12 protein-coding genes are annotated in these 14213 nt (G+C 25.5%); 3 read left to right on the top strand and 9 right to left on the bottom strand.

Features of this window, described 5'->3' with window-relative positions; all coding sequences use genetic code 4:
- Window positions 1-2: 2 nt before the first annotated feature.
- The 3 genes from UPA3_RS02095 to mnmA form a co-directional block, all read right to left on the bottom strand.
- A complete protein-coding gene (locus UPA3_RS02095; protein WP_010891761.1) occupies window positions 3-1022 on the bottom strand; it encodes an iron ABC transporter permease in 1020 nt (339 codons plus the stop codon).
- Between the two features lie 10 nt (window positions 1023-1032).
- Window positions 1033-2481 (bottom strand): hypothetical protein, encoded by a 1449-nt coding sequence (locus tag UPA3_RS02100; protein WP_006689048.1) that lies wholly within the window; start codon window positions 2479-2481, stop codon window positions 1033-1035.
- Between the two features lie 80 nt (window positions 2482-2561).
- Window positions 2562-3719 (bottom strand): tRNA 2-thiouridine(34) synthase MnmA, encoded by a 1158-nt coding sequence (gene mnmA / locus UPA3_RS02105; RefSeq protein WP_006688685.1) that lies wholly within the window; start codon window positions 3717-3719, stop codon window positions 2562-2564.
- A gap of 108 nt (window positions 3720-3827) precedes the next feature.
- On the opposite strand from mnmA, the gene UPA3_RS02110 reads away from it, so the two are divergent.
- Window positions 3828-4724 (top strand): DUF6856 family protein, encoded by an 897-nt coding sequence (locus tag UPA3_RS02110; protein WP_006688476.1) that lies wholly within the window; start codon window positions 3828-3830, stop codon window positions 4722-4724.
- Between the two features lie 230 nt (window positions 4725-4954).
- Here UPA3_RS02110 and UPA3_RS02115 read toward each other — a convergent pair whose 3' ends face one another.
- Together UPA3_RS02115 and plsY are read right to left on the bottom strand one after the other, a co-directional pair.
- Entirely contained in the window at window positions 4955-5761 is an 807-nt protein-coding gene (locus UPA3_RS02115) for a transposase (protein WP_006688478.1), read from the bottom strand.
- 59 nt (window positions 5762-5820) lie between these two features.
- Entirely contained in the window at window positions 5821-6594 is a 774-nt protein-coding gene (plsY, locus tag UPA3_RS02120) for a glycerol-3-phosphate 1-O-acyltransferase PlsY (RefSeq protein ID WP_006688736.1), read from the bottom strand.
- Window positions 6595-6808: 214 nt separating this feature from the next.
- Here plsY and UPA3_RS02125 point away from each other — a divergent pair, with 214 nt between their 5' ends.
- Window positions 6809-8005 (top strand): DUF1600 domain-containing protein, encoded by a 1197-nt coding sequence (locus UPA3_RS02125; protein ID WP_006688697.1) that lies wholly within the window; start codon window positions 6809-6811, stop codon window positions 8003-8005.
- 92 nt (window positions 8006-8097) lie between these two features.
- Here the strand turns inward: UPA3_RS02125 and grpE are convergent, their stop codons facing one another.
- The 4 genes from grpE to UPA3_RS03355 form a co-directional block, all read right to left on the bottom strand.
- Window positions 8098-8754, bottom strand: coding sequence for a nucleotide exchange factor GrpE (gene grpE / locus UPA3_RS02130; protein WP_006688590.1), 657 nt, complete (start codon window positions 8752-8754; stop codon window positions 8098-8100).
- Window positions 8754-9881 carry a molecular chaperone DnaJ gene (gene dnaJ / locus UPA3_RS02135; RefSeq protein WP_006689084.1) on the bottom strand — a complete coding sequence of 376 codons (1128 nt, stop codon included), beginning with the start codon at window positions 9879-9881 and terminating at the stop codon, window positions 8754-8756. The genes grpE and dnaJ overlap by 1 nt, the downstream gene beginning before the upstream one ends.
- 127 nt (window positions 9882-10008) lie before the next feature.
- Window positions 10009-10458: an IS3 family transposase gene (locus tag UPA3_RS02140; RefSeq protein ID WP_006688772.1), complete on the bottom strand. Its 450-nt coding sequence runs from the start codon at window positions 10456-10458 to the stop codon at window positions 10009-10011.
- Complete coding sequence (locus UPA3_RS03355) at window positions 10439-11359, bottom strand: DUF5378 domain-containing protein (protein ID WP_006689037.1); 921 nt, start codon at window positions 11357-11359, stop codon at window positions 10439-10441. Before UPA3_RS03355 ends, UPA3_RS02140 begins: the two co-directional genes overlap by 20 nt.
- A 151-nt stretch (window positions 11360-11510) precedes the next feature.
- On the opposite strand from UPA3_RS03355, the gene ileS reads away from it, so the two are divergent.
- Window positions 11511-14213 carry an isoleucine--tRNA ligase gene (ileS, locus tag UPA3_RS02150; RefSeq protein ID WP_006688542.1) on the top strand — a complete coding sequence of 901 codons (2703 nt, stop codon included), beginning with the start codon at window positions 11511-11513 and terminating at the stop codon, window positions 14211-14213.

Raw genomic sequence — 14213 nt, forward strand, 5'->3', positions numbered from 1 at the left:
AGTTATTCCACATTCCGACGGTATTGTTTTGAAACAAAAATATATGCAAAGACTGGTAAGGCAGCGATAGCTGAGAATAAATTAATATCAAATTGATTATAGACATTAATTAATCAACGTGAAGATGTTAATAGTAATAATGAAATTACAAATGATAATAATAATTGTTTAAAACTATTGCCTTTTGGATTTAATATTCGTGCCACATGAGGCGCTATCATTCCTAATAGTGTTAAAACACCAATTAAAATGATGCTTGAAACAGTTGCGACAACTGCAAAAAAAGCTGTTAGCCAAAAAATCAAATTAACTTTAATTCCTAAAGATTTTGCTAATAAATAATCTTTAGCAATGATTGTATAATATGGCGCCATAAATAAATTTGCTAAACTAGAAATAATAATTAATGGACCACCTATACATAATTGTTGTCATTGAAAATTAATTGGAGGTTCAACGAAACCTGTAATTTTAATGTTTATATCTTTTACAAGGTCTTCTAATAATACATTAATACCAGTAATGATACCTCCAATTGCAAATCCTACTAAAATTGGTTTAAAACTTGCTTCTAAAGCATTTCCTTTTACCAAGAAAAAATTAATTACAATTAGACATGAAGCAAAAACAATACCAATAATGAAAGGAAGATATAAAATTTGATTAATAGCAAGTTTACTAATTGCTAAACCTAAAATTGCAGCAGGTAAATATCCTAATGTAGTTGGTGAAGCTAGTGGGTTTCGTGAAACTACTTGCATACTGTACCCACTAAATGATAATGTTAATGCAGATAAAAAGATTGCAATTGGAGTAGCAATAAATTTACGAATATAAGGGGCACTTCCCTCATTTATTTCTTCACCTACATTTTTAAAATTCATTAACTCTTTACCATCAAAAAGACAATAACAAATTAGCACACAAATACTTAAAATAATTAATAAAGATGTTATAAGTCTTCTAAAATGTGTTTTTCAATCTAATTTATTTTTAAATTTTAATGATTTATTCTTAAACATAAAAACTTAATTATTTTTGTTTATTTTCTTTTGCTGGATCTGTTCAACTTACAACTTTTGTTCCTTCAACAGATTGTAATGTGTTTGTTGTACGATCATAGAATTCAAAATTAATTGGTGAACGAGAATTATTTGAATCGCCACGTTCAGTAGGAACAGCTTTTGGTATTGCATTGCCAATAAGAGTTTTAAAAGAACGGTTAATATGAGAATTATTACCACCTAGAGCATATAAATTCATACCAGCAACTTTTTGAGCATCACCAGTGAAATCTTTAAATTCGGTTTTTGTTTCATCTACTAAATCAGCTAAAAATCCTGGTAGTTTAGTATATGTTTTTCCTTTTTCTTTAACGAATGAAGCATAGTCTGGTTGAATTCCCAATGCCACACAATGATCTCATAAATTATAGAATCAGATTGCAAATTTATTATGATCATTATTAGAATTTTTTGGACGAATGTGTTTTAATGTTTGTTTTGATGGCATAGTTCAATCAAGACTAACACTTGCTAATTCACTATCACTTACCCCTAATCTTTTAGCAAGTGATTGAACTAAACGTACTGTTCCAATAGGTCCTCAAATTGAAGAATATTCAAATTGAAAATCAACTGGAATAATTTTGTTATTATTAACAGTTTTCTTAAAGAATTTTTCAAAATTTGATTTTAAAATCTCTCCATCTTCATTGCCTTCAAGATTGTTTGAGTCATAATTAAAGAAAACATAATCCGCAGTTCCATAAAAAGCTTCTTGCATTGATAGCATTCAATCATAGTCATTTTTTGACGCATTATTTTGGGATGCACCAATTCCATGTCAGTTATCAAAATATTTATCAGCATTATGGTTTTTTGGTTTAGGAAAACGTAAACCAAACCCAGGAACATTTGAATCATCTGGTTGAGAATACAATAAAGGGAATAAATCTTCTTGTTGGAAATAGTATAAATCTAATTTAGATGCATCTGAACTATTAAAACTTTGTGTTGATTCTGCTCATAAAACAGTTGTATTATTATCTCTTAATTTTTTAATAGTTGGTAAATTAGCAACTTTTCTAACATATTCACGAATCTTATTATTAAGTTCTTTAGCATACTCTAAAAAACTTGTTTTACCGCTATTTTTCAAAGGTTCATGTGATGTAATTTCATAACCTGCATCATCCAATGATTTTGCAAACATTTCAAAACATTTATAAGGGTCTGTTAGTGAATTAAAAAAAGTACTACTATTATTAACATCACTTAAGATATATTTTTCACTAGATTTAGTTGCATTTTGTTTTGGAGCTTTTTTTGAAATTAACTTATTAAGTGTTGTTTTTCCTTCCTCTTTAACGTTATTGTCTTTTCTTGCACATGCTGTAGCAGCAACCGCAATACTTGAAATTAAAACAGTTGAAAAACCTACTAGCAATACTGCTAAAGATTTTTTATTTTTCTTAAACATATTTTTATTATCCTCATTTTTAAAATAATATTGTTTTGTTTTGACAAACAATTTCATTCTAATAGTAAAAAGAAAATATTCTATGATTTATATACCAAAAAATCCACTTTTTGATGTCCAATATTAGTTTTAGAAACAATTCCACCGCCAATGCAATGATCATTTTGGTAAAAGACAGCATATTGCCCAGGAGTAATAGCTCTAGCTGACTCATAATTTATTAGTACATTTTTGGTATTTTTAATAGGTAAAAAATCGTTTACTATTATTAAATCTTGTCGGTGACGAAAGCGTACCATAATTGGAATTTGAGGATTATATGGTTCAATAAAATTTATATTTTCAATTAATGCTTGAGTTGAAATTAAATATTGTTTTTCAAAACTTGAAGGGGCAACGTAGATTATTTTTTTATCGATATCTTTATCACAAACAAACATTCTCTCATTCATGCCACCTAGATTCAATCCTTTTCGTTGTCCAATTGTATAATACATTGTTCCTATGTGATGACCAATAATTTGATTATTGACAATATTTATAATTTGCCCTGGTTGGTTAGGAATATAATTTTGTAAAAAAGTTTTAAAATTACGTTCACCAATAAAACAAATCCCTGTTGAATCTTTCTTATTAGCTGTAATCAAACCGTGTTTTTTAGCAATAGCGCGCACCTGTAGTTTAGTTAAATGCCCAATAGGAAATAGCACATTCTGTAGTTGATTTTGGTTTAAATTACACAAAAAATAAGTTTGATCCTTATTTGTATCAATAGCTTTTAGTAAAAAAGATGAATTCCTATCATGCTTAACTCTTGCATAATGACCCATTGCAATATAGTCAGCTTGTAATTCATTTTTAGCATAATTTAAAAAAGAATCAAATTTAATAAATTGATTACATAAAATATCAGGATTAGGTGTACGGTTCTTTTGATATTCGCTTAAAAAATATTCAAAAACGTTATCTCAATATTCTTTAATAAATTCAACACGATATAATGGAATACCGATCTTTTGAGCAACAGCCTGAGCATCTTGGTAATCTAATTCACTCTCACAACCCTGATGCGTTTTATTAAATTCATGGTTATTTTCAAAATTTGCAATTGTATCCCAATTACTCATAAATAAACCAATCACTTCATAGCCTTCTTGTTTTAATAATAAAGCACTAACAGAAGAATCTACGCCACCAGACAAGCCAACAACGACACGTTTTTTTACTTTAACTTCCATAATATTTAGAAATCACCATCTTTAATTATTATAATATTATATAATTTTTTAATAGTGAATTCTTGATGCGTGAATTTATTTATAATATTAATTTAAGAGGTATATTAAATGAAAAAAGCAATTTTGATTTCCATTTCTTCATTAATTGGGATTAGTGCGATTGTCGCAACTAGTACTTTTTTGTCATTATCAGCCAAAACAAATATTTATGCAAAATTAATAAAATCAAGCGATCTTAATCAAAGTTTAAATTACACTAATTTATCAGATGCTAATATTGGAATTAAAGAAATGCTTTTAGGTACTAATAAAATTAATAATGGAAATTATGTTTTATATATTGGAACACAATCAAACCTTGATAATTTAAATTTTGTTTATGATAATCAAACTAACCATATTAATTCGATTAGTGATTTAAAATATAATGATAATTTGAAGTTTAATGGATCATTAGCAAAATCAATTAATAATGTCAAAAATTATGCAGATAAAGGTGTTTATGAGCATGTCCCAGAATTCTATAGTTTTATTGATTTAATGGATACTAATGTTTTTAAACAAAAACAAGATTATGAAAATTTAATTAAACAAAATAAATCAAGCACTATTAAAGAAGATCAAAATTGAGCTAACAATGCACCAACAGATTATTCTTTTGATGTTAATAAAAAGTATAAAGATAAAAGTGGAAGAGAAGTTTATTTTCGTAACGACACTCAAGCTGTTAAATTTCGTGAAATTTTAAATTTTTTAAAAAAATATTTATCAAAAGAAAAACTAATTGAATTAAGTACATCACAAACTCCTGGAATTGTTTTGTTTTATTCTCAAGACAATCTTAGCAAGGGTCCACAAGTTTATGCTAGTTCAAAAATATATGACAAATCAAAAAATGAACGTAAAGAATCATATGTTTCTGGGGACAACGTCTATAATTCATCACGTTTTGAATTTGGTGGAGATTTAAACGCTGCTATTTATAGTGTCTATGGTAAAAAATAATCAAATATAAAAACTATTGGTCCTTTTTCATACTTAATTACAAGTGTTCATATTTAAAAATATTTTTAATAATTAAAAATAAATTCAAAAAAAATAATATAAAAATAAGTTTAATGTTATCAAAAAACATTAAACTTATTTTTTAGTTGACTTTCTATATATATATATATATAATATAAAATAATTGGATAAAGAAATGTCGTGATTTAAGAGGAATTGATTATGCAATACTAGTTTTTTTGGTTTAAGATAGATTTATTAATAAAAACAAAACGAGCACGCTCAAAATTATTAGAAGTATGATTTTTTAAAGACATTAACAGTTCATCATTATCTTTAAAAATAACTTTATAATTAATTACTTGTGGATGATATTTTGAAATTTTTATAATAATATCATTTCATCATTTGTCTTCTAAATTATTAATAACTCAAAAACCTAAAATTGTTAAACGCTTTTCTAAATCTTTAGTAATTACGATTGTTAATCATTTATTTGATGATAAATTAAAACCATCGATAAAAATTTGATCAACATCTATATTATTTAGTTCTTGTTTTTTATTCTCTAAATAATCAAAAATTTTTAAAGCAATTTCATTACATAGTTTATCAACCATTTTGTCATTATAAATATTATAAATATCTTCTAATATTTTTTCATATTCATTTAATTGTAAATTATTGATTCCCAACGATAATAAGCGATATTCAAAATGTGAAATATCAACTTGGTATTTTGAAATAATTTTTGATTCAAAAGCTCCATTACGATCACGTGGAATATTAATTGAAACTTTTAAATCGTTCATATACAGTTGTTTTTTAGAAAAACCATTACGATAGTTTTTAGAATTACTACTTAAATAACGTTCAAAACGTTCATAATTTAAATGATATTTCATTTCGATTGTCAATATATATTCTAAAAAGGTTCTTGTAAAAGTACTAATATAGTCATCTAGAATTGGTTTGTGCAAATACTTGTATTTTTTAACTAACTTCTCTAGAATTGTAAAAATATTCTTTTTGTCCATAAAAAAACTCCATTGCAAAATAACAATGTTTAAAATAGATTCATTGTTAATTAATAATATTATTTATTAACATCACTAAGATTATCTTTTGACTTAGTGTGAAATAAAATTGTTTTTCTTTCTTGTTTTGTAGCGATGCTTAAAATATTTGTTTTGTGTCGATATATTAATAAACTTGCACTAACTAATAAGAAAAACCAAACATATCAGATTCCTTTTATAACATAATTTAAATCAAAAAAATACGTAGTGAAATTTTGATTATAGTATGGTATGTAATTAATTCCTGGAACTAATACTAAAAAACAAGTGAAAGTTGCAGTAATCATAGCAGATAAAGACATATATTTAGTAATTAGTAAAATGACCAATAGTGTAATGATTCCAATTAGCGCTACTATTGGATCAACTGTAATTAAAAAACCGCCATAACATGCAACTCCCTTCCCGCCTTGAAATTTAAAGAAGATTGGGTAACAATGACCAATAATGGTGAAAATACCACCAAAATAAACTAAAATGGCTTGATTAAAACCATTACTTAAATCAAATGGAGCGTCTAAAGCATATTTGTAAATAATGTAAGTTAAACTAACTGTGGTGATTGGTTTAATAATATCTAAAAAAAGCGTTAATATACCTAATTTTTTTCCGTGAACACGTATCATATTAGTCATGCCTGCATTTTTAGAAGCAAAAAGACGAACATCTTGTTTTTTAAAAACTAAGGATAAAATGATGCTTGCATTTAAACTACCAATTAAATACGAATATAAAGGAGATATGATTAATGTAAGAATATAAGCCATGACAATGTTATATACTTGATCCATAAAAACTCCTTTCTTTTGACTTAATTAATATCATAAGTTTTAAAACAAATAATTTTAGAAAACAAACATTTTCATATTTGTCAATATTAAATATAACACACAAGTTCAATCTTAAATATTAAAAATAAAAATTATTTTGAGCATAAATTTCAATTATGCAATGTTTTTTGTCTATAATAATATTTAAATATTAAAGCGATAAGGATGTGATAACTTGATTAATAATAAGAAATTTATTAATAAAACATTTGATAATACTAACCAAATACGATTGCAAAATAATTTAAAAACTTATGCTCCTAAATTTTTAAATTTAATTATTATTAATAATATTTTTGTATTAATTATGATTATTAGTTTGTGTATTTTCTTTTCTGATCCACATTTTTTATATCGAAACGATGTCATTTCGAACCAATATCGCCAATTTATATTTACATATCAGCAAACAGCAATCGCAATTGTTTTATATGTTTTAGCATGATATATAATGGTGAATTTTTTCTTCTTTGGCTATTTATTAGAATATGTAAAATTAAATAAATTTGAAACATTTAATTTTGCATTAGCGTCAATTTTATTTAATCCTTATGCTTATGTTATTATTGTTAAAAATTGAACATCATGATCTTTTTACTGACAACGTAGTTTTTATCATGTATTAAGTGAAAATAATAAAATTGAATTTAATATCAAAAATTCAAAAACAATTTTCGCTTTAGTTTTTTTAATTATTGCTATTCCTTTTATAATTTTTTCATCGATTGATTATGTCCCGAAGAATCCAGGGCGTTTGATTATTTTTAACAAAAATAGTTTAGGCGAAAAGGTTATTTACACAAACAATGTCTGATTTCATAATATGCATTATTTTACTTCTCAAGGGAATTGAATGTGTATTGGAATTGCATTCTTATATTTTATTAATCCAAAAGCACGTTGTACAAAAAACAATCGTGTTTTATTAATTGTTTTGTCTTACATTTTAATTATTAGTTCAATTTGATTATGTGTTTTGTTTCCAATGTTTTCACGGCAATCAACTTGAGTTTGATTTAATAATATGGTGGGTTTTTATAATCATTTAATTACTCCAATATCTTTTACAATTTTTGCTTATTATTGTATTATCAAAAATAAATATGCAATTCACATAAAGTATTTTTATGCATGAAAAGGATTTATGTTTTATGTAGTAATTTATGCAATGTATGCGCTATTTTTACCTCTTTTAGCAAATGTTACTGTTTATGGAGCAATTACGAATATTTGACCAAGCGCAAATGGTAATCCTATTTTTGTAACAATGTTATTCGCACTAATCGGTTATCAAATTCTTGTTTTTAGCATAAATTGAACCATATTAAAATTCATTAACAAATACAAAAATAATAAAATCTTAATTGGCTAATTTTTTTAAATGCAATTTTATTACCATGCATTTATAGAGCATAAATAAAAAAAGTGAAAGCAATTTATAAAATGCTATTCACTTTTTTTATTTTATTTAGCAACTTTTACAACTGCAAATTTAATAACTTTATCATTATATTTAAAACCATCACTAATAACTTCAACTACATGCATTGATGGTTTGTTTGTGTTTTCAACAACTTCAAAAACTTCCATTATTTCGTCATTTAAACTATCATTAACCTGTGGAGATATTTTTGTAATTTTTAGATTATCTAAACCATCAATCATGTTTTGAGAAAACATTTTAAACCCCTCAATGAAAGCTTGGATTTTAGGATCATCATAGTTTTGATTTACAATTTTCGTAAAATGATTAATTGCATCTAATAAAGGTTCCATTTTAAATTTGAAAATTTTAAAGACAGCATCATTTACTTTGGCTTCATGGCGTGCTTCTAGTTCATTAACTTTTTGTTCTAGAATTTGTTGTGCTTGTTTTGCTTTTGTTTCTAATTGTTTGATAAAATCTTGATTTAATTGACTAATTTGCTCTTCTAACTGTTGATTTTTATCTTTTAAAAGTGTATTGATATTTTGTAATTCTTTATTTTTCTTTAATTCATGTTCATATAATTCTTTATATTTAAATTCTTGCTTATTATGATTTTTAGTTTCTTTTTTATCAACTTGGTTGTTAACTTTGTCATTATTTTGGTGTTTGATGTTTTCATTATTTTTGCTCATTATTTACTAATCTCCTTTAATACTTTATTTTTATAATACTCAACATTTTGGTTTGTACGAGTAGAAATATTTTTTAAATAAGCAATTTCATCTTTGGATAATTCAACTGGCTTTGCATAACGAATTGTAGTATAAAAATCTCCATTCTTTTTACCAAAAATATTTGATTTTTTATTAACGATTCCTGATCCACTAATTCTAAATTTTTTACCTTCAGGAGTATTTGAAGGAATTTCAATGGTTTTAATACCATTAATTGTTACTACTTCAATTATTCCTCCAACAATTGCTTTGATGGGATCAATGTAAGTTTCTGAATAAATATCTAAACCATCTAATGCAAAATACTTTGATGGTTTAACACTAATGTGTAAATAAAGATCAAATTCTTGATTATTGACAATATTACCTTTTTTGCTTACTAATAATTTTTCACCTTCTCGTGTACCTGCTGGGATTTCAACAGTTAAATTAACACGTTCATTGATAACTTTTTTACCATAACATTGTTCACATTTGCTACTAGCAACTTTACCTGTTCCTTCACACTCATGACATTCAACTTCTTGTTGAATTGTTCCAAATAAGGAATGAACATTTTCAATGCTAGTTCCTCTACCGTGACATTTAGTGCAAATTTTGACATCTTTAGGATCTTTTGCACCTGTTCCTTGACATTTATGACACGTAATTTTACGATCATAATTAATATTTTTAGAAATACCATTAACAGCTTCCATAAAATCTAAATGTAAACGTAAGTGAATATCATATGTTTCATATTGGTTTGATGAATTATGTGAACTAGAAGCATTATTAAAAAAACTGCCAAAAATGTCATTAATATCAAAATCAACACCACCAAATCCTCCACTAAACCCAGAAAACCCACTAGCACTGCTAAAACCTTGTGGACCATCATGGCCAAATTGGTCGTATTGTGCACGTTTTTTAGAATCAGATAAAACCTCATATGCTTCATTAATTTCTTTAAAAAGAGTATCATCAGCAGATTTATTACGATCAGGATGGTGTTCTTTTGCTAATTTACGAAATGCCGCTTTAATCTCTTCAGGAGTTGCTGATTTACTAACACCTAAAATTTCATAATAATCACGTTTTGCCATACTTAAAACATTCCCCCTAAATATGATAATTACAATGATATATTATAACCTAAAATAATAAAAATTAGCAATCATCATATCTGATTGCTAAAAATAATCATAATTAATTATGAAAAAATAGACAACGTTATTCCTTTTTTTCATGATGTTCATGATGACAAGGTTTGCATAAATCCATTTTATTCATATATAAATTAATTGTTTTGTAATTTAATTTAACATTATATTGTGTTTCAAGAATTTTTTGAATTTTACGACAACCAATATAATGCTTATGACTTTTACAAATTTTTTCAATTAAATCCATATTTCTTTTTTTAATTGGACAAACTTGATCTATTTTTAAGTCTTCTAGTCATTTATAATAACCAGAAATTGATACATCAAACAACGGAATTAATTTCGTTAAATGCATTTGGTGGTTTTTAATCAATTCATGAATCATTTTAAATTTTTCTTTTTTTGATTCATGATGACGATAAGCATTAATTACCTTAATAATATGATTTTGTTCTCATTCTTCATAATGATTAATTCTTAATGCATTGATATCAATGTTATCGACAATTTTTGACATAAGCAAAATAATTCCTCTCTTGACTATACTTTATATTATATTTGTTTATGTAAATTTTTTGCAAGTGATAACGTATTAAATAACCTACAATAAAAATTGCATACATAAATAAACACATAATTAAAGCGTTTAATCGGTAATTTAATTGTAAGAATTGTGCTACGGTACCATATTGTGCATAAATTGGAGAATATCAATCACCAAAACTAAAACCACTAGCGTTATTCTTAATATTAAAAATTAATATCATCACGTTAACATAAATGATATAAGTAATTAGAATAATATGAATGATGATATATATCCAGTATATTTTAATGGTTTTACGCGTGTTTACAAATAAATAAAATCCAAAAAGACACAAATAAAAGTGTAAACTAAAATAAATGGGATTAGGCTTGTCCCCTATAAAAATATAAGTTATTAAACGATTTCATCTAATTGGTTCATCACCAATTAGTCCACCAATAATTGTTAACAAACCAAAACAAAAGCACAAAAAACCTAAATGATTAATAATAATCTGTTTTTTATCAAAAATGGCTACACATGAAATTAATACTGAAAAACAAGGACATCAATCTAATAAAAATGTGCGTGAAATTGTAATAGATGCTTCATATAAATCAATATCATCACTAAATTTATCCCTTAAAACATTGATTATTTCAATATGATTAATAAAAAAAACATGAATATTTGGTGCTCATCGCAAACAACAAAAATAAATTAAAAAACTTATGCTAATTAGAGTATTAATAATTCATTTAGTGTTTATAAAATAATTTCATGTTAACCAATTATGTTTTTTAATTTGTATTGGTTTAATAAGAAAATTAGCTAAACCAATACAAGTAATGCAAAAAATAGTTAAACCAATTAAAAAATAATTTGCTGACAAATAACAAGCACTCCTTATTTTTTAGTATAATTCTAAGTATTAATTAAACCAAATTAATGTTTAACTTTAATAATTATATTACAACATTATTACGAGTCTTAGTAATGTTGTTTTAAGTAAATAATTCAAACAAAAAAAGGAAAAAGAGAGTATGAAAGATTATAAAAGCACCCTTAATATGCCTACTACAGGTTTTGAAATGCGTGCTAATTTAAACGTTAAAGAACCAAAAATTCAACAATTTTGAGTTGAACACCAAATTTATGAAAAATTGCTAACTAAAAATAAAGACAAGAAGCCTTTTATCTTGCATGATGGGCCGCCATATGCAAATGGAAATATTCATATTGGTCACGCTTTAAATAAAATACTAAAAGATTTTGTTGTTTCATATCACAATATGAATAATTATTACTCTCCTTATATTCCAGGATGAGATACACATGGTTTACCAATTGAGGTTGCCTTATCTAAAAAAATTAAATTATCTAATCTAAGTGTTAATGAACGTCGTGAACAATGTAAAAAATACGCTTTAGAACAAGTTAATAATCAAATACAACAATTTTTAAGATTAGGAATGATATCAGATTTTAAACAACGCTATTTGACATTAGACCATAATTACGAAATAGATCAATTAAAACTTTTTACTTATATGCTAAAAAAAGGTTTTATTTATCAAGACTTTAAGCCTGTTTTTTGGTCATGATCATCACAAACAGCATTAGCAGAATCAGAGATCGAGTATGCTGATCGTCAATCTTCAGCTATTTACGTAAAAATGAAGGTAGTTGATCATAATGATTTGTTTACTGATAAACCAACATCATTAGTGATTTGAACAACAACTCCATGAACATTACCAGCTAATTTAGCAATTGCAATTCATCCAGAATTAGTTTACAGTTTAATTGAATATAAAAATGAAAATTATATAATCGCTAAACCTCTTGTTGAAACTTTTGTAAAAAAAGTTGGGTTTGAAGATTATAAATGAATTAAAGATTTTAAAGCTAATACTTTAGAAAAAATAAAATATATTTCACCAATTAGTAAAAAGCATGCTTTTGTGATCATGGATGAGTATGTTAGTGCTAATGACGGAACGGGTTTAGTTCATAATGCGCCTGCTTTTGGTTTAGAAGACTATTATGCATGTAAAAAATATGGTATTGAAACAGTAGTTATGATAGACCAATTTGGTAAATACAATGCATTAGTAAATGATTTAGAATTAGAAAATATGTTTTATGAAGATGCTAATCAAGTTATTTTAAATCGTTTGATGAATGAACATTTATTAATCCATCATGAAGTTATCACTCATAGTGTTGCACATGATTGAAGAACAAAAAAACCTGTTATGTATCGTGCCACAAAACAATGGTTTGTTTCTATTGAAAAAATTTTACCTAACATTTTGCAGACCCTAAATAACGATGTTAAATCAACTAGTTTTAGAGGAATTGAAAGAATGCATGAAATGATTGTTAATCGTAAGGAATGATGTATATCACGTCAACGCGTTTGAGGTGTTCCTATTCCTATGATTTTTGATGAGAATCATAATGCAATTATGGATCATGAATTAGTAGAAAATATCATTAATGTTTTAAATGAAAAAGGTGTTAATGCATGATTTGATTTAGATGTAAATGCTTTTTTAACACCTAAGTATTTAAGTATGAAAAATAAAACTTTTTATAAAGAAAAAGACATTATGGATGTTTGATTTGATTCTGGTAGTTCATATAATATTTTAGGACACTATAACCTAAATTATCCAGCAGACGTTTATTTAGAAGGTTATGATCAATATCGTGGTTGATTTAATTCTTCATTAATTACAGGGACAATTTTAAACAATCGCGCACCTTATAAATATTTAGTAGCACATGGAATGGTTCTAGATGGTGAAGGATATAAGATGTCAAAATCAAAAGGAAATGTTGTTGATCCATTAGATGTATGTAAGATTTATGGAGCAGATGTTTTAAGATTATGAATTGCTAATTCAGATTATCAGAATGATACAAGAATTTCAGAAGAGATATTAAAACAAAATGCTGAAATTTACCGAAGAATTAGAAATACTTTATTTAAATATTCATTATCAATCTTAAATGATTTTGAACCAAGTGTTGATTTTAGTTTTAATGTTCGTCAAGAAGAGCAATTTGTTTTAAATGAATTTAATGAGTTACATATAAAAGTTATTAAAGCATATGAGAATTTTGATTATCAAACCGTTGTTAAACTATTTAACAAATTTATCTTAGATTTATCATCATGATATTTTGAAAATATTAAAGATGATATGTACTGTTTGGCAATTAATGATCCAATTCGCAAACAAATTCAATCAGCAGTTTATTGAATTTTAAAAAATTCATTAATTGATTTAACACCAATTATTCCACACACAACTGAAGAAGCTTACTCGTTTTTAAAAGATGCTAATAAAAAAGAATCAATCCGTTTAGAGGATTTTTATGATCAATCCCAATTTCAATTCAAAAAAGGCATTGCTCATGTTAAAGCATTCTTTAGTATTAAAGATCAAATTTTTAATGAACTTGAAAATGCACGAAAAAATAATATTTTAAAGAAAAATAATGAAGCTTTTGTAACAATTGCAAAAAATTTGATTTTAGATGATTATTTGATAAATAATCCAAAACTATTAGCAAAATGGTTTGGTGTTGCTAAGATTGAATTTGCTAATAACACAAATGTGGCTAATGCTAATTTTAAAAAGTGCTTACGTTGTTGAAATCATTTCCCTGATGAAGAAATGTACAATGATGAATTATCAATGAATTGTTATAAAGTAATTAATAAAATAAAATAG

The organism is Ureaplasma parvum serovar 3 str. ATCC 27815 (assembly GCF_000019345.1).
Lineage (GTDB): Bacteria > Bacillota_I > Bacilli_A > Mycoplasmatales > Mycoplasmoidaceae > Ureaplasma > Ureaplasma parvum.